The 20,591-nt window shown below is 55.6% G+C and carries 22 protein-coding genes; 10 read left to right on the top strand and 12 right to left on the bottom strand.

Features of this window, described 5'->3' with window-relative positions; translation table 11 throughout:
• The first annotated feature begins 201 nt into the window (after positions 1 to 201).
• From KTT_RS18485 to KTT_RS18470, 4 genes are read left to right on the top strand one after another with little or no spacing between them, the layout of a single operon-like run.
• Complete coding sequence (locus KTT_RS18485; RefSeq protein ID WP_126597402.1) at positions 202 to 1,161, top strand: ABC transporter permease; 960 nt, start codon at positions 202 to 204, stop codon at positions 1,159 to 1,161.
• 8 nt (positions 1,162 to 1,169) lie between these two features.
• Positions 1,170 to 2,306 (top strand): ABC transporter permease, encoded by a 1,137-nt coding sequence (locus KTT_RS18480; RefSeq protein ID WP_126597401.1) that lies wholly within the window; start codon positions 1,170 to 1,172, stop codon positions 2,304 to 2,306.
• 23 nt (positions 2,307 to 2,329) lie between these two features.
• Entirely contained in the window at positions 2,330 to 3,307 is a 978-nt protein-coding gene (locus KTT_RS18475; protein ID WP_126597400.1) for an ABC transporter ATP-binding protein, read from the top strand.
• Positions 3,308 to 3,322: 15 nt separating this feature from the next.
• On the top strand, positions 3,323 to 4,327 hold the full coding sequence (locus tag KTT_RS18470) for an ABC transporter ATP-binding protein (RefSeq protein WP_126597399.1): 1,005 nt from the start codon (positions 3,323 to 3,325) through the stop codon (positions 4,325 to 4,327).
• A 531-nt stretch (positions 4,328 to 4,858) separates the two neighbouring features.
• Here the strand turns inward: KTT_RS18470 and KTT_RS18465 are convergent.
• The gene (locus KTT_RS18465) at positions 4,859 to 5,230 is read right to left on the bottom strand and encodes a response regulator transcription factor (protein WP_160145963.1); all 372 of its coding nucleotides are present in this window, start codon (positions 5,228 to 5,230) and stop codon (positions 4,859 to 4,861) included.
• A gap of 215 nt (positions 5,231 to 5,445) precedes the next feature.
• Positions 5,446 to 5,892 (bottom strand): response regulator transcription factor, encoded by a 447-nt coding sequence (locus KTT_RS18460; RefSeq protein WP_126597397.1) that lies wholly within the window; start codon positions 5,890 to 5,892, stop codon positions 5,446 to 5,448.
• A gap of 397 nt (positions 5,893 to 6,289) precedes the next feature.
• On the opposite strand from KTT_RS18460, the gene KTT_RS18455 reads away from it, so the two are divergent.
• Together KTT_RS18455 and metG are read left to right on the top strand one after the other, a co-directional pair.
• Entirely contained in the window at positions 6,290 to 7,300 is a 1,011-nt protein-coding gene (locus KTT_RS18455; RefSeq protein WP_126597396.1) for a ThiF family adenylyltransferase, read from the top strand.
• Positions 7,301 to 7,499: 199 nt separating this feature from the next.
• Entirely contained in the window at positions 7,500 to 9,170 is a 1,671-nt protein-coding gene (metG, locus tag KTT_RS18450; RefSeq protein WP_126597395.1) for a methionine--tRNA ligase, read from the top strand.
• A gap of 57 nt (positions 9,171 to 9,227) precedes the next feature.
• Here the strand turns inward: metG and KTT_RS18445 are convergent, their stop codons facing one another.
• The 9 genes from KTT_RS18445 to KTT_RS18405 form a co-directional block, all read right to left on the bottom strand.
• The gene (locus KTT_RS18445) at positions 9,228 to 9,698 is read right to left on the bottom strand and encodes a YbaK/EbsC family protein (protein WP_126597394.1); all 471 of its coding nucleotides are present in this window, start codon (positions 9,696 to 9,698) and stop codon (positions 9,228 to 9,230) included.
• Between the two features lie 118 nt (positions 9,699 to 9,816).
• Positions 9,817 to 10,443: a GNAT family N-acetyltransferase gene (locus KTT_RS18440; RefSeq protein ID WP_126597393.1), complete on the bottom strand. Its 627-nt coding sequence runs from the start codon at positions 10,441 to 10,443 to the stop codon at positions 9,817 to 9,819.
• Between the two features lie 57 nt (positions 10,444 to 10,500).
• Positions 10,501 to 11,511, bottom strand: a complete 1,011-nt coding sequence (locus KTT_RS18435) for an ROK family protein (protein WP_126597392.1) — start codon at positions 11,509 to 11,511, stop codon at positions 10,501 to 10,503.
• Positions 11,512 to 11,517: 6 nt separating this feature from the next.
• A complete protein-coding gene (gene tsaD, locus KTT_RS18430) occupies positions 11,518 to 12,699 on the bottom strand; it encodes a tRNA (adenosine(37)-N6)-threonylcarbamoyltransferase complex transferase subunit TsaD (RefSeq protein ID WP_126597391.1) in 1,182 nt (393 codons plus the stop codon).
• A gap of 58 nt (positions 12,700 to 12,757) precedes the next feature.
• The gene (rimI, locus tag KTT_RS18425) at positions 12,758 to 13,366 is read right to left on the bottom strand and encodes a ribosomal protein S18-alanine N-acetyltransferase (RefSeq protein ID WP_160145962.1); all 609 of its coding nucleotides are present in this window, start codon (positions 13,364 to 13,366) and stop codon (positions 12,758 to 12,760) included.
• Between the two features lie 10 nt (positions 13,367 to 13,376).
• Positions 13,377 to 14,198 carry a tRNA (adenosine(37)-N6)-threonylcarbamoyltransferase complex dimerization subunit type 1 TsaB gene (tsaB, locus tag KTT_RS18420; RefSeq protein ID WP_160145961.1) on the bottom strand — a complete coding sequence of 274 codons (822 nt, stop codon included), beginning with the start codon at positions 14,196 to 14,198 and terminating at the stop codon, positions 13,377 to 13,379.
• The gene (gene tsaE / locus KTT_RS18415) at positions 14,179 to 14,733 is read right to left on the bottom strand and encodes a tRNA (adenosine(37)-N6)-threonylcarbamoyltransferase complex ATPase subunit type 1 TsaE (RefSeq protein WP_218030918.1); all 555 of its coding nucleotides are present in this window, start codon (positions 14,731 to 14,733) and stop codon (positions 14,179 to 14,181) included. The genes tsaB and tsaE overlap by 20 nt, the downstream gene beginning before the upstream one ends.
• 207 nt (positions 14,734 to 14,940) lie before the next feature.
• Positions 14,941 to 15,480, bottom strand: coding sequence for a zinc-ribbon domain-containing protein (locus KTT_RS18410; RefSeq protein ID WP_126597388.1), 540 nt, complete (start codon positions 15,478 to 15,480; stop codon positions 14,941 to 14,943).
• 37 nt (positions 15,481 to 15,517) lie between these two features.
• On the bottom strand, positions 15,518 to 15,901 hold the full coding sequence (locus KTT_RS18405; protein WP_126597387.1) for a YraN family protein: 384 nt from the start codon (positions 15,899 to 15,901) through the stop codon (positions 15,518 to 15,520).
• A 545-nt stretch (positions 15,902 to 16,446) separates the two neighbouring features.
• Here KTT_RS18405 and KTT_RS18400 point away from each other — a divergent pair.
• The 3 genes from KTT_RS18400 to ruvA all read left to right on the top strand — a co-directional run bounded on the left by KTT_RS18400 (position 16,447) and on the right by ruvA (position 18,535).
• Positions 16,447 to 17,217: a YebC/PmpR family DNA-binding transcriptional regulator gene (locus KTT_RS18400; protein ID WP_126597386.1), complete on the top strand. Its 771-nt coding sequence runs from the start codon at positions 16,447 to 16,449 to the stop codon at positions 17,215 to 17,217.
• 43 nt (positions 17,218 to 17,260) lie between these two features.
• The gene (gene ruvC, locus KTT_RS18395) at positions 17,261 to 17,803 is read left to right on the top strand and encodes a crossover junction endodeoxyribonuclease RuvC (protein WP_126597385.1); all 543 of its coding nucleotides are present in this window, start codon (positions 17,261 to 17,263) and stop codon (positions 17,801 to 17,803) included.
• 141 nt (positions 17,804 to 17,944) lie between these two features.
• Positions 17,945 to 18,535, top strand: coding sequence for a Holliday junction branch migration protein RuvA (gene ruvA, locus KTT_RS18390; RefSeq protein WP_126597384.1), 591 nt, complete (start codon positions 17,945 to 17,947; stop codon positions 18,533 to 18,535).
• 105 nt (positions 18,536 to 18,640) lie between these two features.
• On the opposite strand, the gene thiL is transcribed toward ruvA, so the two are convergent.
• The gene (gene thiL, locus KTT_RS18385; protein ID WP_160145960.1) at positions 18,641 to 19,675 is read right to left on the bottom strand and encodes a thiamine-phosphate kinase; all 1,035 of its coding nucleotides are present in this window, start codon (positions 19,673 to 19,675) and stop codon (positions 18,641 to 18,643) included.
• Positions 19,676 to 19,889: 214 nt separating this feature from the next.
• On the opposite strand from thiL, the gene KTT_RS18380 reads away from it, so the two are divergent.
• Positions 19,890 to 20,552 (top strand): antibiotic biosynthesis monooxygenase family protein, encoded by a 663-nt coding sequence (locus KTT_RS18380; RefSeq protein WP_126597382.1) that lies wholly within the window; start codon positions 19,890 to 19,892, stop codon positions 20,550 to 20,552.
• Positions 20,553 to 20,591 lie beyond the last annotated feature (39 nt).

Raw genomic sequence — 20,591 nt, 5'->3', positions numbered from 1 at the left:
GGGCAGCAGTAGTATATATACACGAGCATCCGTCCCTTACGTTTTCCTGAAGGGAAACGACAAGAAACATTTGGCGTGCAACAACAATCGTATCGTAACTCAGTCCAGTGTTCGCTGCTGTCTATTGTTACCTACATTGCATTCGTTTCATGCGCACGACCATTGTTACCCTCTGTTTGACAAGGGAGTAGAAGGTTCAAGATGGCTCAGTTTCTTCTCAAAAGGCTCATAGGCCTTATCTTTGTGCTCTTGGGCGTGACGTTTATCACGTTCATCATCGGATATGCCGCACCGGGTGATCCCATTCAAGAAATGCTCGGGAACCACTTTAATCCGGCCGCATATGCACGCCTCAAGCACCAATATGGACTCGACTTACCTGTACTTGTGCAGTATTTTAACTATATCGTCCGACTCTTACATGGCGATCTGGGGACATCCTTCCAGACGGCCAACCGCCCGGTGTGGGATATCTTAAAAGATGGGGTACCAACGTCGCTTGAGCTGGGCATGTGGGGCCTGATCGTCCAGATCATCATCGGTGTCCCTCTGGGTATCCTGGCGGCCCTCAAATCCGGCACCTGGATCGACACCGTCACCATGACGATCTCGATCTTTCTGTTTGCGGTGCCGTCCTTTATTCTGGCCTCGCTCTTCCAGGTAATGATCGTCTATCTCCATGGAACAATCGGGTTCGACTGGCCAGTCGCTGGATGGGGCAATACCTGGCAGTATGCACCCTCGGACATTCAGTATAAGCTGGGTCCGATTATTGTATACGCAGCGATCGGCCTCGCCTACTTCGCGCGCCTCACTCGCACCAGCACATTAGAGGTACTGCGGCAGGACTACATCCGCACCGCCCGCGCCAAGGGCCTGAGAGAGCGCATCGTCGTTTACCGTCACGCCATGCGCAATGCCCTGATTCCTATCATTACCGTCCTGGGAGTCACCCTCGGCTTCCTGGTCACCGGCGCCTTCTTTACCGAGACTGTTTTCAACATCAATGGAATTGGCTATATCACTATCCAGTCCATCAACACGCGCGACTATCCGGTCATTCAAGCAACAGCTGTGCTTCTGGCGACGGGAGTGGTATTAGGCAACCTGATTTCAGACTTGCTCTATACGGCCGTAGATCCACGCATTAAGGTTTCATAGGAGAAAAAATGGACACACATGATCGCAACCCAGAAACAGATGCGCCCGGATTTGTTGCTCCCAGTTCTAGCACAGTGGAACCCGAATGGGAATTAAACACGCTCCCGGGGCATCCTGAAGACCAGGTTGGCGTCATTCCTGAAGAGGCAATCGTTGCCGAGACAACGCCAGCTAATAAGGCGCAGAAATCACGGACCCCCTTCCAGGAGTCGCTCAGACGCTTCCGCCGCGATAAACGCGCCATGATCAGCCTGGGCATCATCATCTTTATGGTCGTGCTGGCCATCATCGGGCCTCCGATCTATCAGCATATTGGTGGGCCATACAAAGGTCCCTTCAGCGCCAAAACCATCGGTCCGGATGTCTATCATACCTATGATCACCAGGAACTGGACCGCACGCATGAGTTGCCTTCGGCGCAGTACTGGCTGGGGACCGACGGCATCGGACGCGACCTGTTCGCGCGCCTGATGCAGGGTATGTTGATCTCGATTGTGCTAGCGGTGGCGGTTGAGGTCATCGACATCACACTGGGTATTACTATTGGCGTGCTGGCCGGGTACTACGGTGGCTGGATCGACCAGTTGCTGGCCCGCCTGGCGGACCTGCTGTTCGCCTTCCCGGGACTGCTCTTCGTCATCCTGGTCGCCGGTATTCTGGGTGGCTGGGCCGACGACAACCTCTCGAAGATCCCGGTAGTCGGGCCTAACGGAAACGCGCGTCTGCTGCTGGTCTCAATGGCGCTGGCATTTACAGCCTGGCCGCTGATGGCCCGTTATGTACGTGGCCAGACGTTGCAGCTGCGCGAACAACAATTTATCGAGGCCGCTAAAACCGCGGGAACCAAAGACATCACCATCCTGTGGCGCCACATTGTGCCTAACCTGTTCAGTATCGTGATGGTTGCCTCGACCCTCAACATCTCGGGCACCATCATCGGTGAAGCCGGCATCAGCTATCTCGGCCTTGGTGTACAACCTCCGGGATCCAGCATCGGTCTGATGATTTTCCAGGCATCGCAGTCCCTGTCGGCCTACCCATGGGAGCTTTTAGTCCCATCCTTGACACTTGTCATCATCGTGCTATCATTCTCATTTATAGGTGATGGATTGCGCGACGCTTTCGATCCTCATGCAAAAGACTAAAGAGTAAGTGGAGATAGAGACATATGGCAGCAAACTTGCTGGAAGTCAATAATTTAAAAACCTACTTCTATACAAGAGGTGGCGTGGTCAAAGCCGTTGATGATGTTTCATTTATTATGAAACCTGGCCAGACCCTGGGAGTAGTAGGCGAAAGCGGTAGCGGAAAGAGCGTTACAGCCCTTTCGGTGATGCGCCTGATCGCGTCCCCTCCTGGGAAAATCGCCGGCGGCGAGATTCTCTTCAACGGGGAGAATATCCTGGATAAGAGCCGCGATGAGCTGACCGAACTGCGCGGCAGCAAAATCTCGATGATCTTCCAGGATCCCATGACCTCGCTAAACCCGGTCTTTACCGTCGGCTATCAGATCGCCGAGACGGTAAAGCGACACCGCAAAGATGTCAGCAACGACCAGGCATGGCGCCGCGCAGTCGAGATGCTTGACCTGGTGCGCATCCCGGATGCCAAGAGACGTGCAAAAAACTATCCCCACGAATTTAGTGGCGGCATGCGCCAACGCGTGATGATCGCGATCGCCCTGGCCTGTAATCCGCAACTGTTGATCGCGGACGAGCCGACGACCGCGCTCGATGTGACCATTCAGGCTCAGGTGCTTGAGCTGATGAAGGGTCTCTCGCAAGAGTTCGGCACCGCCGTCATGATGATCACCCACGACCTGGGCGTAGTCGCCGGTACATGTCAGTATGTAAATGTTATGTATGCTGGCCATGTCGTAGAATCGGCCCCGGTCAAACAGATCTTTGAGACGCCCGCCCATCCCTATACTGTAGGCCTTCTGCAATCGATTCCACGCGTCGACGACGTACGTGGCGCACGGCTCACCCCGATCGCTGGTCAGCCACCCGACATGATCAACGTTCCCCAGGGGTGCCCATACGCCGCCCGTTGTCCCAAAGTACAGGCTCGCTGTCGTCAGGAACGACCAGAGCTCCAGCTCGTTGGTCGTGGCGAACAAACCGCAGCTTGCTTCTATCCAAACTAACATAAGAGGTACACTATGGCACAAGAAGTTCAGACGCCCCAGGCGACAGGAACCACGCTGGTTGATGTTAAAGGACTCAAGGTCCATTTTCCGGTCAAAGGTGGCCTGCTCGGACGCACGGTGGCACAGGTAAAAGCGGTTGATGGCGTTGACCTCTTCATCCGTCGTGGCGAAACTCTGGGTCTGGTAGGAGAAAGCGGCTGTGGTAAATCAACCACCGGCCGCGCCATCCTGCAGTTGATCAAGCCGACCGCTGGCACGGTCAAGCTGGATGGGGTGGAGTTGACCAAACTTTCGTCCAACGAGATTCGTCGCAAGCGCGCGGACATGCAGATGGTGTTCCAGGATCCTTATAGCTCTCTGGACCCCCGCTACACGATCGGCCAGATTATTTCAGAGCCACTGCAGAACTTTAACCGCGGCAACGCGAAGGCGATTCAGGAAGAAGTGGGCCACCTGATGGAGACGGTGGGTTTGAATCCATACTACGTCAACCGCTTCGCCCACGAGTTCAGCGGTGGCCAACGCCAGCGTATCGGTATCGCGCGCGCCCTGGCGCTACATCCCTCCTTCGTGGTAGCCGACGAACCAGTCTCAGCCCTGGACGTCTCGATTCAAGCTCAGGTGCTGAACCTGCTGCAGGATCTGCAAGGGAAGTTCGGTCTGACCTACCTGTTTGTGGCCCACAACCTGTCGGTGGTGAAGCACATCAGCGATCGCGTCGCCGTGATGTACCTGGGCCGCGTGGTTGAGCTGGCGAAGAGCGAAAATCTGTACGAGACCCCTCTGCATCCATACACCCAGGCTCTGCTGTCAGCCATCCCGGTGCCTGATCCTGAGGTAGAGTTGCGCCGCAAGCGTATCATCCTGGAGGGTGATGTGCCCAGCCCGGTCAACCCGCCCAGTGGCTGTAACTTCCATCCACGCTGCTGGAAGGCGCAGGCGATCTGCCGCGAGGTCATCCCGCCGCTGGAGGAGAAGCAGTCCAACCACTACGCTGCCTGCCACTTCCCAGGGTAGGGGTTTGTCAGACAAACTTTTTACTGGGGGTGTGAGCGCCCCCGCACGGGCGTCCGCTTGCGCGGACGCCCGTGTTTAATATATTGGAGCAGTGCGGGTATTAGGGACGCGAATGCGTCCCCAATACCCGCACTGCTCCAATATATTAAATGTGTTTTAGCCTGTGACATGCGTGAGCTTTCTTGCCTGTGGTGCTCACGCAGCCACCCATGTTCTAATATATTGGTACAGTGAGGGCATTGGGGCGCGGATGCGCCCCAATGCCCTCACTGTACCAATATATTACACATAGTGTTCAGTGGGGATGCAAGGGGCGACCAGCCCCTTGACCGGGGGGTTGGGGCTGTGCCCCCAACTCATCTCTCCTCCCCCGCCGCCCGAAGGGCGGCAAAGAGGACAGTGGAGATGCAAGGGGCGACCAGCCCCTTGACCGGGGGGTTGGGGGCGCAGCCCCCAACTCCTCTCTCCCCCCTGCCACCCGAAGGGCGGCAAAAAAAGACTTTTAAATGACCCTATAGAAAAAAGAAGCGTCTAGACGGTGGTACGCCGCTCTAGACGCTTTATTCTTGCCAGCAATTTGATGCGGGCTACCAGGTGATAGGTGTCAAACGGCTTCACGACATAGTCATCTGTGCCCGCCTGAAAACCCTCCACTTTATCTTGCAGGGTAGCCATAGAGGTCAATAACATGATCGGCAGGTGCCGAAGTAAAGGATTAGCGCGCACGTAGCGACAGAGATCCAGGCCACTCTCATCCCCAACCACTACCTCTGAGATCACAATGTCGGGCGGTGATACGGAGAGGCGCTGCTTCGCCTCAACGATAGACCCGACACACTGTACAGTAAATTCGCCACCCAGCGCTTGCCTGATTTTATCGTGTATGTGTGGATCACTATCCACAAAAAGAATATGTAACCTACGCAATGCCTGTAGCTCACACGCGCGCTAGCGCTTTCCTAATAAATACATAAAATAACACAAACAGAAAAGAGCTTGTAGATGTGCTGGTACCGACCAGAAAACGATAGATAGGCAGCAATTCAATCAATTCAAACATAAAAACGCAGTTCTGAGCAGACTTGTAAGATCGATCAGAATGCCACGCTGATCGGAGACTAATCGCGCTCGGACTGTGATTGCACCAGAGAGTCGGTACGACGCTGGCGCTCAGCAGGAGTCAGGCGGAGCACATTCTCAATGGCTGCGTTTAGAGCGGTTGGTTTAAAAGGCTTCGTGAGATACTCGTCTGCACCCGAGAGCAGGCCGGTCATATGATCCTCTTCGCGGGTCATAGCACTTAAAATAATCAACGGAATATTTGCGGTGCGTGAATCGCCACGCAAACAGCGCACCAATTGATACCCATCCATTCTGGGCATTTTGACGTCAATAATGACGCAGTCGGGTTGCTCCGTGAAGACACGCTCAAGCCCCTGGACTCCGTCGTATGCAACAACAACCTGGTACGAGCCCTGGAGATTCACCGCATATTTGATGAGCTCCACAATGGTGGGGTTGTCGTCGATAACCAATACCTTTTTGATTGCATTCACGCTGCTCATATGGCCGGCCTCTCGCAAAGAGTCGCACAATGTACTGGTTACAGATTTCCAGAAAAAGAGTATCGCACTTCACGCATTGTAACACAGTTATGACCTGCTGCCAACTTCCACCATATTCTGTCCTACAAACAGAGGATTAGCGGCAATTTCCCGGCTCAAGATGGGAAATTGCCCTCCTGTTAAAAGATCGAGGTGATGTGTGTGGAATGGGCGGCTCGTCGCCCATTCCACATACATCACCTCGATCTTTTGGTTAAGATGAGAGATAGGTATGGTGTAGTATGGGCTGAGCGCCCGGGCGCTCAGCCCATACTACACCATACCTATCTGTGGGATGGATTGTGGTTCGTGTTACAATACAGTAGATGGCTATCTGTAGAGAAAAGGGGGGTATGCGATGCTTGATCGCTATTCGCGACAGACGTTGTTTGGTCCGATTGGGAAGGCGGGACAGGAGCGGCTGGGGAAAGCAAAGGTGACAATTATCGGTTGTGGCGCCCTGGGAACGGTGCTGGCCAATAACCTTTGCCGGGCCGGTGTAGGACACCTGGTAATCGCCGATCGCGATTATATTGAGACGAATAATTTACAGCGGCAGATCCTGTTTGATGAGGATGATGTGGCGCAACATATCCCCAAAGCGATCGCCGCCCGGCAGCGGCTGGCCCGCATCAATAGCGAGGTTGAGGTTGAGGCGCTGGTAGACGATATTACCGCCGATGGCATTGAAGCACTGGTGCAGGAGTCGGATCTGATTCTGGACGCGACCGATAATTTTGAGACACGCTACATTATCAATGATGCCTGCGTTAAGTATCAAAAACCCTGGATATACAGCGGTGTGATTGCAGCCTACGGTGTAACAATGAACATTCTCCCCGGTCAGACTGCATGCCTGCGTTGCGCGTTTCCAGAGCTTCCCCCACCAGGTAGCACACCCACCTGTGACACGGCAGGCGTCTTAAATGGCATCGTAGGTGCGATCACCGGCATCGCCTCGACCGAAGCGTTAAAGATCCTGCTGGATAGCGATAAGATCTGTCGCGACATGACCTGGATGGATCTGTGGGAAAATACATTCGAGCGCATCGAGCTTCCTCGACAGCCAGACTGTCCGGCCTGCGGGGCACATAATTTTACATTCCTGGAGGCACGCGGGCAAGCCAGCACCAGCCTGTGTGGACGCAACGCCGTGCAGGTCCGCAATACGACGCATGGGTCCATGGATTTCGCGACACTGGCTGAACGCCTGAAAGCTATCGGCACGGTCAACTACAACGCCTACCTGCTGCGTTTTCAGGTCGATAGCTACGAGCTGACCGTGTTTCCGGACGCGCGGGCGATTATCAAGGGGACCGATGACGAGCAGGTAGCCCGCTCGGTCTATGCACGGTACATAGGTATGTAGGGCAGAGGACCGGCAAGTACAGGGACCAGCCGGGAAATGAGTGCTTGTACTACCCCGTCACACTTGCTATAATAACCCGTGGTTCATCTCCTGTTTTTCTCTGTCAACGTTAACGAGATACGCAGAAGGTTGAATAGAAAGAAAACCCCTCCCCCGCACACAACACAATCCTTCAAGCAAAAAGGGAGACATATATTACATGAATGAACATATACTTGTCTGCGTAGCCTGGCCGTACGCAAAAACCTCAACCCACGTCGGGCAGGTCGCCGGGGCATATCTACCCGCTGATACCTTTGCGCGCTATCATCGTATGGCAGGAAACAAGGTTTTGATGGTCTCGGGCAGTGATGAGCATGGCACCCCCATCCTCGTTGAATCTGAGCGTCTGGGCATCAACCCACGCGATTTTGTGGCCAACTACCACCGCCAGATCTGCGAGGTCTGGGACCAGCTGGGCATGTCGTGGGATCTCTATACCGAGACCGGGACGGCCAATCACTATCGTATCACGCAAGACTTCTTCCTGACGCTCTACGATAAGGGCTATATCTTTAAAGACAGCATGCAGTCCGCCTACTGTCCGACCGATCGCCGCTTTCTACCGGACCGCTACGTCGAAGGGACCTGTCCCCTATGCGGCTATACCGGTGCCCGCGGCGACCAGTGTGATAACTGTGGACACACACTTGATCCGGTGGATCTCATCGACGCGAAGTGCCGCCTGTGCGGCAGCAAAGACAGCAAGCTTGAGATGCGCATGACCGAGCACTTCTTCCTGGATCTGCCCAAACTACAGGAGCCGTTGCAGTCATGGCTATCAGAAAACAAGGGCCACTGGCGGCCTAATACGCTGGCCTTCGCTATGAACTGGCTGAAGGAAGGGCTGCGCGCGCGTGCCATCACCCGTGACCTGGACTGGGGTGTGCCGATTCCGCTGGATGGCTATGAAGATAAGCGCATCTACGTCTGGTTTGATGCTGTGATCGGCTACTTCTCCGCCTCCGTCGAGTGGGCCGAGAAGCAGGGCACGCCGGAAGCCTGGAAAAACTGGTGGATCCCTGGACTCTCCGATACCGAGGTCAGATCGTACTACTTTATCGGCAAGGATAACATTCCCTTCCATACCATCATCTGGCCCGCTATGCTGCTGGGTTACGGCAACCGCGTGCTGCCATACGATGTGCCCGCCAATGAGTTCATGACCATGAGTGGCGCCAAGGCGTCCAGCAGTCGCGGCAACGTGATCTGGACCAAAGATGTACTGGATAAGTACGGAGCCGATATGCTGCGCTACTATCTCTCGGCCACCGCGCCAGAGGGACGCGACAGCGATTTCACCTTTGATGAAATGATCCGTCGCAACAACGATGAGCTGGTCGCCACCTACGGCAACGTTGTGCATCGTACGCTGACCTTCCTGCAGAGCAAGTTTGGCGGGGTGCTGCCACAGCCGCAGCCGCTGCGCGAGGCCGACAGAGAGATCCTGGCCGAGCTTGAGCGTGGCTTCGAGCTGGTCGGCAAGAACATCTCCCAGTGCCACTTTAAAGAGGGATTGAACACAGCCATGAACGTGGCGCGCGCCGCCAATCGCTACCTGGATGAACAGGCGCCGTGGAAACAGATCAAAGTGGATCGTGAGGCCGCGGGCACCACCATTTATGTCATGCTACAGGTCATCAGTGGGCTGCACCTGCTCTTCTGCCCCTACCTGCCCTTCTCATCACAGAAGCTGCATGGCTATCTTGGTCTGGAAGGAGATGCCAGCGCGCAGCCCTGGCAGGCGATAGAGATTCCCGCAGGGACGACGCTACCGAAGCCTGCGCCCCTCTTCCCAAAGATTGAAGAGCCCGTCGCCGCTGAAAAATAATACAGTAAAAGGAGTGAGGCGGCCAGGTGCGGATCGCACCTGGCCGCCTCACTCCTTTTACTCCCATCCTTTACAGAGGTCTACCCAGGCGCGATAGTGGGAGTATTTCTCTAGTTCGGGGAGGGTAAGCTCGATGGCGCTGTTGCTGCTGCCGCAGGCAGGGAATACAGTTTGGAATCTTTTTAGCGATGCATCAAGGTAGACGTCAACGCCATCCCTGACGCCAAAGGGACAAACGCCGCCCACGGGATGTCCCACCAGTTCAAATACATCGGCTGGTGGGAGCATGGCCGCTTTGGTATGGAAATAGGCTTTGTACTTTTGATTATCTATCCTGGCATCGCCGGCCGCGACAATCAGGATCGCTTTGCCCTCCACCAGGAATGAGAGGGTCTTGGCGATTCTTTTTCCCTCACAATGCAGGGCAACCGCCGCCTGTTCCACCGTGGCGCTGGACACGTCAAACTCCTGTATCCGGTCCTCAACGCCCCATTGCTGAAAATATCTTTTTACATCTTCAATTGCCATACATTGCCTCCTACATGGATGTTTCATAAGAATTTTATTCAAGAAGATGCCAAACCGGCCAGGAGCCGGGTCGCGGAGCTCCAAGCCGGGGCAAGTCAAGCCGGGGCAAGCCCGGCACCTACGGTGACGGAGAGGATGTTTCGGTGGCGCACGAGAGGCGCTTGCCCATGAAGATGGCGACTTCGTGGGAGAGGTCACCGGGAGGATAGAAGTGCTGATTGATGCTCCAGATCTCCAGACCATTGCGCAGGTAAAACTGGATGGCCGGGTAGTTGGTGTTCTGGGTTTCCAGCACAAGGGCCCAGCACTTTTGCTTGCGCGCCCAATCGGAGGCGCAGCTCAGTAGAAGCGAGCCGATGCCATAGCGCTGAAACTGGCGACCCACAATCAGGCTCTGAATGCGGGCCACCGAACTATGGTCCTCAACCGTCAGGAAGATGCCACCGGCCATCTTCCCATCGGTCAAGGCGACAAAGCCGCCCTCAGTCAGGCGGAGCAGATCCTTGATCTTCCCCAGCGATTTCTCACTGCCGTGAAAATTTTTGTAGAGAGGAGGATCAACGGCCGTTTCTACCAGTTCAAAGGCGAACGCCACCCTGCCATCTTCCTCCGCATTCACATGGTTGGGAAGGAGCCGATTGCGCACCTGCAACGTGTAAATGCGGTCCGTTTCAAAGTCAAAATCCAGCTCATGCAGAGCAACAGCATCGCTGACATGCACAGCACGCACTTCAATGTGATCCATGCAATTCCCTGCTTTCTTCGCCCGTATCTGTCAATTTGCGCGGCAGATACACACAACTTACGATTTAGCGTTCACGGTGTAGCCTGTGGAAAGGGCGCCCAGCGCCGCGGCGCCCGCGACACCAGAGAAATCTCCCAGCTTGGCACGCATGATTGGTGTGCGTTTGGCTGAAGCGGACAGCGCCACTTTGCGAGCGCGTGCCACCGCGGTTTCAAACAGCAGGTCAACGGCCTCAATCACACCACCACCCAGGATAATGCAGTCTGGATTATAAAAATTCATCACCGAGGCAATACCGTAGCCCAGGTAGTTGGCGGCCTCAGTCACAATCTCCGTTACCAGTTCATCTTTTTGCTCTATGGCGTTGGCGATGATACCGGAGCGGATAATAGTATCGCCCTCTTTTAATTGTCCCAGAGCCTCGTCAGCCAGCATTGATTGGCGTCCATGGTGTATCTCGGCCAGGATGGCTTTGGTGATGGCGGTACGGGATGCATACGCCTCCAGGCAGCCGAGCGAGCCACAGCCACAGATACGACCACCGGCCTGAATAGTCATATGGCCCACCTCGCCAGCAGTGCCGGTCAGACCGGTATACATGCGCCCATTTTGCACAATACCCGAGCCGATACCAGTGCCAACGAAGATGCAGACAAAGTTATTGTAGCCGCGACCAGAGCCATACAGGCTCTCACCCATAGCGGCCACCTCAACATCGTTACCCACGAATACAGGCAGGTTAAAACGCTTATTTAAAATATCACCCAGCGGCATGTTGCGCACACCCAGATTGGGTGCGTCCAACACCACGCCTGCCTTACGATCAATCTGGCCAGCAGCCCCCACACCAATAGCCAGCAACTCGACATCTTCGGGAAGTTTGGCAGCGGTTATCGCGGCGGTCGCCAGCTCAATGGTACGTTGCGAGACAAAATCCTGGCCGCGCTCGGCACGTGTACGCTTGCGCGCGGAAGCCACGACGCTTCCATCGGAAAGATCAATCACCGCGGCAAGGGTCTTGGTGCCCCCCAGATCGATTCCCAGTGCATAAGATTTTGACTTTGGCATACGAACTCACTTTCTGAATGGCAGGCTTAATCCAGGTTGAACATCCAGATCCATTCCGTGATGCTCACCCAAACTCAAGTGGAAAAAGGCTGCGCTCGCAATCATTGCGGCATTATCGGTACAAAATTCAATCGGAGGATAGCTCAAATGGATGCCCAGCGGCTGGAGCTCCTGGAGCATCCGGGCACGCAGGCTGAGATTGGCGGCCACGCCGCCGGCCAGGATAACCTGCTTGACCTGATATTCTTGAGCGGCCATGCGCGTCTTGGTAGCCAGTACGTCGACGATAGCCTCCTGAAAGCCTGAAGCCAGCAGGGCAACATCAGGGGCTCCCGTTTGCGCTGCCTGCTCCCCCATACGAGTATAACGCGTGTACTGGGTAGAAGGCTTCCCATCTTCGTGTGTGCGGGCGGCATCCGTGGCCCCTTCGGCCAGATGCAGCATCGCCGTCTTAACTCCACTGAAGCTAAAGTCATAGGTGCCACGCAGCCACGCCCGTGGCAGGCGATAGACGTTGCGCGCCTTCTTGACGGTTTTCTTTTGTTGCACATACGCATCTTCCGCCTGCTGCGCCATGCGCTGGATGGCGGGTCCGCCGGGATAGCCCAGGCCCAGGACACGCGAGACCTTATCAAGGGCCTCGCCAGCCGCGTCGTCGCGCGTACGCCCCAGCAATTCGTAGTCACCATGATCGCGCACCAGCACAATCTCGCTATGCGCGCCCGAAATCACCAGGCAGATCAGTGGAAAAAGGGGATCGCCCGATTGGTAGCGCCACGCCTCCTGTGGGATGGGAGCGGCGGTGGCCGCGTCTGCCTGCGGGCGCAGCCAGTTCGCGTAGAGATGGGCTTCCAGGTGATTGACACCCAGAAATGGCAGTTCACGGGCCAGTGACAACGTCTTGCCGACCGTCAGGCCGACCAGCAGCGAGCCGGCCAGACCTGGACCATAGGTGGCCGCGATCGCGTCCACGTCCTCCCACGAGCACGACGCCTGCGCCAGCGCGGTCTCCACCACAGGGATAATCGCCGCGATCTGCTGGCGCGAAGCTACCTCGGGGACCACACCCCCATAGCGATTATGAATCTCAATTTGTGAAGCCACCACATTGGAAAGCAGATAACGGCCATCCCGCACGAGTGCGGCCCCGGTCTCATCACATGAGCTCTCAATACCAAGTACAAGCATAGATTACATCCCCAACGCTGCAGCCGTTACCAGGAGACAAGACGCGCATCATGAGCACTCACTTTGTCTCTAACTTTTGCAATAACGCCGCCTTCAATTCTAAAAATTTTTGTTTATAGCTCGTAGAGTTGATCTCATCAGTCCACATAATTAAAGCATCTTCTTGATTATCGCTATAATAGCGGTGACGCACACCCGCTTCCCGAAAACCATATTTGCGATAGAGGTTCTGGGCCGTATGATTAGAGACCCGCACCTCTAGCGTTACCCATTTTGCTCCTATATTATAGGAAATATCAATCAAGCTCACCAATAAGAATTCACCCAGACCCTGTCCGCGCGCGTTTGGATGCATCGCGATGGTGGTTATATGGGCCTCATCAACCATCAGCCACAGACCGGCAAAGCCCAGAATTGAAGCCAGGCTGGGCGAAGGTGAGGTGACGGCAGGCCTGCTGGGTAAAAGTGAAAGCGGAAAAGGACGCGCCTTTCGCAGCTTCTCTGGCTCAGCGGAGACCACGCTCTGCTCTTCAAGGATATGCTTATCGCGTAATACGATGTAGTGTGCCCAGCGATTATCCTGCAGTTCCTTGCGATAGGCGCTCGGAGGCCACGTCGAAGGATAAGCCAGGCGCTCGATCTCGATGACGCGAGGCACGTCCGACATCGTCATTCTATCAATGGCGTAACGCACCCTGTTCCCTTTCTGTTGTATCATGATCGTTCGATCGTAGGAAAGAACCGCCAAGCAAAGGCTGCTTGCGAGTACTCTTCGTAATAGATGGACGCCGTAAATACAGAGGTTCCAGCACAAGCGGATCATCTGCCTGACCGTCCTGTAGACGTTGCCAGGCCAGTTGAGCCAGTACAGAGGCAGACCTCGTCGATGCGAGCGGGCTCAGCAACACGCCCTGCTCCGCCATCCCCTGGTGCAAAGCCTGTCGAGATGCGGCCTTCATTTCGCCACAGAAAAGCACTGGCGCGGATAGCTCAACCGGCCAGCTAGCCAGCTGTGTATGGAGAAAATCCACCAGCGCCTGCGGCGTAGCTAACTGATAGGCGCCGACCTGCTGCAGGTGATAGCACACCTCGCCATCCGTCGTCCTGGTCTCGCGGGAAAAATAACAGCCGGCATAGAGCTCAGAACGGCCCGCCTCCAGCACCGAGCAGATCGGTCCGCGCCAGAGCTGTTGCTGGGCCGCGAGCACATCCAGCGTACCAATGCCAAGCAAGGGTTTCTGTAGCGAAAAGGCCAGAGCCTTGGCCGAGGACAGTGCCACGCGCACACCGTTGAACGAGCCGGGTCCCAGCGCCACCCCGATCGCATCAAGCTGTCGCAGCGAGAGTTGCCGCTGCGCCATCATACGCTGGATACGATCCAACAAATCTACGCTATGGTTATTCTCCGAGAACCAGGTATATTCACTCAACAACTCGTTTTCCGAGCATAAGGCCACGCTCGCATAGCGGGTTGAAGTATCAAGAGCGAGTAATAGCATACATATTCTTCTGAAACTGCCGGAGCAGTTCGCAATAGCGCGGACCCGATGCGACAAACAGCAGGCGGCGCTTCGTTTCATCGACAGAGCTCAGGCGAATATCCAATCGTTCCACGGGCCACAGCTCCTCAGCGTTGCCCGCCCACTCGACCACACATACGCCCGAGCCATAAAAGTAATCTTCAAAGCCGAGATCAATGATCTCATCGGGATCTTCCAGTCGATAGAGATCGAAGTGATAGAGGGTTAGAGGCTGATTGCCCTGCGATGCCGCCACGCCCTGATACTCTTTCAGCAGCGTAAAGGTTGGACTATTCACCACGGTCGCCACCTGCATTCCCCGGGCCAGCCCCTGGGTAAAGGTCGTCTTGCCCGCGCCAAGCTGCCCATCCAACAGGATCAGATCGCCCTTCTGCAGCAACGCCCCCAGAGCCGCGCCTAAACGCTGCGTCTGGCTGGCCCGCTGGCTAACCACTTCGAGGGAACAGATCCCATCCTGAGCCGACATCGCTGTATCGCGCCCCTCATCACGCACTGGAAGCCTCCCTACAAATACGCTAATGGTCCCGCACGCGCGGCACCAGAATATCTATTCCCATCCAATACCCTCCGGGCCAGAGAATGTAGATACCTCGAACACAAGGAGGGAATAGTGAGTAACATTATAGCATACAAGGAACTTTGATGGGGATAATCTGCCTTGCTTGTGGGAGGGCAGATTATCCTCGTCTGGTGGAGATGATTAGCGGAGCTTGGCGCCGCAACTGCGGCAGTAGAGGGCATTGGGACGCAGAGGATTGCCGCACTGCGGGCAGCGATCGCTCCCGGCGCCGGGTCCCGGCTGCGGCTGACTATAGCCAGGATTGCTGCTCGGGCCGGCACTGGAGCCCGGCTGCGGCTGACCATAGCTGGCATTAGGAGGTGGAGTCTGCGTGTTTGGAGAGGGAGGCGCATAGTTCATAGTTGGACCAGGGGCGAACTGATCGGCGGGATAGGCCTCGTTTTTGGCCTCCTGCAGCTGCGTCTCGCGCGAGCGCAGATCATGATCCAGCTCAAAGATACTGGCGCAGAGGCGCGAGAGCTGCGAATCGGTGAGTGATCCCTGCTGATAGAGATTCATCGCCACCTGCCCAAGCTCGTCCATCAGCCGCTGGCGCTGCTCCAGCAGCTTATCGATCTCGCTCTGCTTATTACGTACGCGCAACTGCTTTTGAGCCTCCCAGCTCGTGCGACTGACAGCCGAATTAACGAAATTTTTGGCTGACGAGATAAAATCACTCATTATAGTAGTGCCTCCATAATATGCATTGATCTGAAATTTATTCTTCAAATGCGTGCTGGTAGATGCGAATCTCTTCCAGGTGTCCGGTCACGCTCAGCTGAACGGCCACAACGTCCACACGCCACGAACGCGTCGGATCGGCATTTGTAATAAACAGGTAATAGTGACCTACCTGGATAATTTTTTGCTGTTTGCGCTGGTTGACCGCCTCTTCCGGCAAGCCACGGGAAATTCCACGGCGCGTCTTGACCTCGATAAATACCAGGTCCGACTCATGCTCGGCCACCAGGTCTATCTCACCATAGCAGCAACGAAAATTGCGCTCCAGAATAACGTAGCCCGACTGCTGTAGCCGTTCGGCCGCCAGACGCTCACCAGTGCGGCCCAGCCCCTGTCGAGCCCCTTTTTCAGCGCTGCCCATACGTCGCTCCTCCACCTCAACCACTTAACCCCTCTGTATCTATGTACGCACTGTAAGCCGCTGTGTTGTACAAAAAGAGGGCAACCAGTCCTTCTCGCTATTCTCCTCTCGCGCCGCCTGCGGCGCGAGAGGAGAATAGCGAGAAAAAGAAGTTTTGTGGGGACTGATCACGCTCCCAGCATGCTCGCCACCCTCCTGCACCTCCTGCATTGGGAGGGTAGTAATGTTGTGCTTATTTTAGCATAAATAGTCGTCAATGCAAAAAGCACAGTTTTTTTTCTAGAGATCACCGCGAATATGGTATCATTGGAATGTTCACAGTGAAAATCATAGCTGATATGGTAGCCGGGGAAATGCTTATGGCACAGATAGCATATCATCCCAAATAGGTGAAGGGAGGTTCAAAAGCAACCCTCTCGACGCTCTATACCTATTCGTGTTAAAATAGGCCCGACAGCTATTCACAGCAAAACAGCAAGACGTAATTTATGCACACCGCATATTTTATACAGAGAACCGTCTGATTAGACTAGGGGAGCAACGATATGTCAGGACATTCAAAGTGGGCACAGATTCGCCGCTCAAAAGGCGTCAACGACGCACGCCGAGGCCAATTGTTCACTCGGCTAGGACGTGAGATCGTTGTAGCGGTACGTGAAGGGAACAGTGGCGACACGAATGCGAACTTCCGCCTGCGCATGGCCGTACAGCGTGCACGTGATGCCAACATGCCGTTGGATAATATCGAGCGCACGATCAAGCGCGCACTGGGTGGCGGCGAGGGCAACAACCTTGAAGAGATCACCTACGAAGGATATGGCCCTGGTGGTACGGCGATCCTTGTACAGACGCTCACCGAGAATCGCAATCGTACCGTCGCCGAGGTACGCAACGCCTTTAACCGCAACGCCGGAAACATGGGTGAAAACGGCTGCGTCGACTGGCTCTTTGAGAACAAAGGGGTCATCGAAGTCGAGCTAAATGGCAAAGACGCCGACGAGCTATCGCTGGAGGCCATTGACTTTGGCGCCGACGACGTCGAGCCAGCCCAACCGGGAGACGAAACCCTGGTTATCTACACGGATCCTGCCCATGATGTGCTTGATAAAGTACAGCATGAACTGGAAGCGCATAACTATACAGTGCTCAAAGCCGAAAGCACGCTGGTTCCCAAGACCCGCATCGAGCTAGACGACGAAAAGACGGCGCACCAGGCCATCCGCCTGATCGAGAAACTGGAAGATCTCGACGACGTCCAGAATGTCTACACCAATGCGGATTTCCCAGAAGCATTTGCGGCTTCATACAACGCATAAACGTTTGCGCAACAGTCGCTAATGCCAGAAGGGAATGTGGCAGATGGAAAAAGATCGCATGCCGCCTCCACCTTCAGATGCGCGTATCGCGCTCGGCATTGATCCAGGAACAGCAATCGTTGGGTACTCGGTAGTAATGGCGCGGGGAAGTGAACTGAGCATGCTGGCATGCGATGTCATCACAACCCCCGCTAAAATGCCGCTGGCCCAGCGCCTGCAGATTATTTATGAGAGCCTGAGCAAGCTGATTGTGACCTACAAACCGCAAGAAGCGGCGATGGAGGAGCTTTTCTTCGCGAAGAACGCGCGCACTGCGATGACCGTAGGCCAGGCGCGCGGGGTGGCGATGCTTGCCCTGGCCAATGGTGGTCTCTCTGTAGCTGAATACACCCCCAAGCAGATCAAGCAAGCCGTTACCGGTTATGGGGGTGCCGACAAGAATCAGGTAGGAGAGATGGTGCGTATATTACTCAAGTTAACCGCAATACCTAAACCAGATGACGCCGCAGACGCCGCCGCGGTCGCCATCTGCCACTTGAATACAGCAACCTACGCGGCCAATCTCTTACGCTACAATCGCTCATAGACCTATCGCATAAATCAATAATGCGCCCTCGCGGGCACTTCTCTTCCCGCCACATATACATAGGTGCGCCCCTCGTGGGCGCTTCTCGCGGGCGCGAATACAAACAAGCATCAATAACACAGAAGAGGTATCGTTGGGGAGATGATTACCAGCATTCATGGCACCCTTGAAGCTACGGGTGTCGATTACGCCATTATCCGGGTGGGGGGCTTTGGAGTACGGGTTTTCGTACCATCTTCTACCCAGCAGCGCCTGAATGAGCCCGGCATGGAGGTATCGCTCTCCACCCATTTCCATATGCGCGAGGATGGCATCTCGCTGTATGGCTTCATAACCGACACGGACCGCGATGCCTTTGAGCAGTTGATTGGTGTCAGCGGAGTCGGGCCCAGGGTGGCCCTGGCGATCCTCTCGGTCATGGATGCCACGGCCTTCTACAAGGCCATCGCGGACGAGGACCAGCAGCGCCTGGGACTGGCCAAGGGCGTGGGCAAGAAACTGGCGGCCCACTTGATCCTTGAGCTCAAGGGCAAGCTGCCGTCGCTGGCGGGGCTGGCCGGGAATGGCGCCGCGCCGGTGGCGGGCAATATTAAAGCCGAGGCGCTCGAAGCTTTGATGGGGCTGGGTTATACCAATGCCGAGGCGCAGGCGGCTCTCGCCAAGCTGCCGCAGGATCGTGCGCTCTCGCTGGAGGAGCAGGTGACGCTGGCGCTGCGCTCGTTTTCGCGCTGATCGCGCGTGTGAGCACCCGCCGTGGGCCGAGGTGGGAAGCGCCCACAAGGGGCGCATCTACGGTGATGGAGAATAAGGTGTGAAAAATGTGCAAATGCACATTTTTCACACCTTATTCTCTTTTTTGAGGTGGTCCCAGCTGTGGGGGTGGAGGGGTTCGGAATGTCCATCGGGATACGAGAGGGTCAGGCCGGAGGTGAGAGGTTGGATCTCACCGATGACGGTGAGCGGAGTCGCGCATTGCTGCTGAAGGGCGGAACGCACCTCGTCCAGGGCAGAGGGCCGCAGGGTAAAGAGGAGCTCATAATCCTCGCCACCGTGCAGCGCCCAGTCCAGGGGATCGTGCTGGAGGGAGCGTGCCACACGCAACAGTGGTGAGGAGAGCGGGATCGACGCCAGGTCTACACGCGCCCCGCAGCCGCTACGCTCGCAGAGATGGGTGAGATCACCGCTCAGGCCATCGCTGATATCCAGCATTGCGGTGACCTTCCCTCCTTCCAAACTGCCAAGCAACTGACCCTCGCGGACGCGAGGCTCAGGCGATGTATGCCGCTCTCGCAGCGCCTGAAGATCCTGTGGCGACACATTGGCAGCAGGACGCAGAAACGTTTGCAGGCCAGCCGCAGAGTCGCCTAAAGAACCTGTAACGCAAATGAGATCGCCAGCGTGGGCGCCACTGCGCAACAGGGCATGACCGCGCTCAACAGTGCCCAGCAGCGTAATGTCGATCACCAGTTGAGGAGAGCCGCCGGTACTGGAGATATTGCCGCCAACGATAGCGGTATCAAAGCGCTGCGCCTGCGCCCGCAGCCCGGCATAGATGCCATCCAGAGCTTCGATGGACAGACGAGGGGGAAGCAACAAAGAGACCAGCGCGTAGCGGGGCGTTCCGCCCATCGCGGCGATATCGCTCAAGTTGATCGCCAGCGTCTTTCGTCCGATATGCTCTAATGGAGAGGACTGCAGGGTAAAATGCACCCCCTCGACCTGGCTATCGCAGGTCGCCAGCAGAAGGTCACCACGCCCCAGGTCCAGCAGGGCGCAATCATCTCCCACGCCAATATCTCCGGAGGCTGGAACGGCCAGGCCAGCGGTCAGCCGCGCGATAAGCTCAAACTCACCAAAGGCAGAAATATCCATACATTCATCCTTCATCTGGAACCTATTTGATGCTCTATGCATAGACACGTTCTATATCACACCAGGGATAATTATTCACGCTTTCCCGCTCTTCCTACGATCACGCAAAAAAAGCACAAGCAATAATCCTATTGCGCCATACGACTCACTATGCTATCCTAGTCTGCGTTCTAACGCTCATACGAAAATTTGAGGCATTATCTTGCAGCACAGTATGGAGTTATTAGTTGTTACGCTAGCTCATGTCCTGCCCGGAAAAGATACAGAAGCGCGAGCACACATACGCTCAATAGCAGACACGCTGCGCAGCGCACCAGGGCTCATTTCTAGCCGCCTGTATCGCAGCCGCAGCAATGACATCGTCTACCTGCTCCTGACGACATGGGACGATGAGCAAAGCTGGCTCAAGGCTCAGGAACGCTATTCACCCAAAAAGCTGCTGCTGACGGCCACCAATCTTCTGGCCTCGCAGCCCGAGCAATGGTTGCTCTCCTATCTCTGGGGCTACAGCCGGCCAACCGCCCCGGCTCAGCTTGCCTCGATCCATATTATGACGTTCGACCCCCAAAGGATTGAGCAGGTTCAGAAGCAATGGCTGGCGGCCCTCTATCAGCCGGAGCTCCAGATGCATCTTACCTTTGCCTTCTTCGCCCGAGGCATCAATGATACACCAACCGCCCATAGACTGGCTACCGTCGCGCGTACAGCCGGCTATCGGGAGGTGTTCGCGCGACAAAGCTCACTGCTCTTTGGTTTTTTTAGCTGGGCCAACGAGATGGAGCGAGAGAATTTCTATGCGCACGATATCTATCAACGAGTCAAAAGGATCGTCGAGCAAGAAGCGCCCATCAATGTGCTCTCGCTAGAGATGCTATGAGCAGCAGATAACTGTTTTATGCTGGTGTAGCCGGGGCGC

Source organism: Dictyobacter aurantiacus (assembly GCF_003967515.1).
Taxonomy (GTDB): Bacteria; Chloroflexota; Ktedonobacteria; order Ktedonobacterales; family Ktedonobacteraceae; genus Dictyobacter; species Dictyobacter aurantiacus.
Note: the sequence above shows the minus strand (reverse complement) of the source record. Positions and strands in the feature narration are given on the sequence as shown.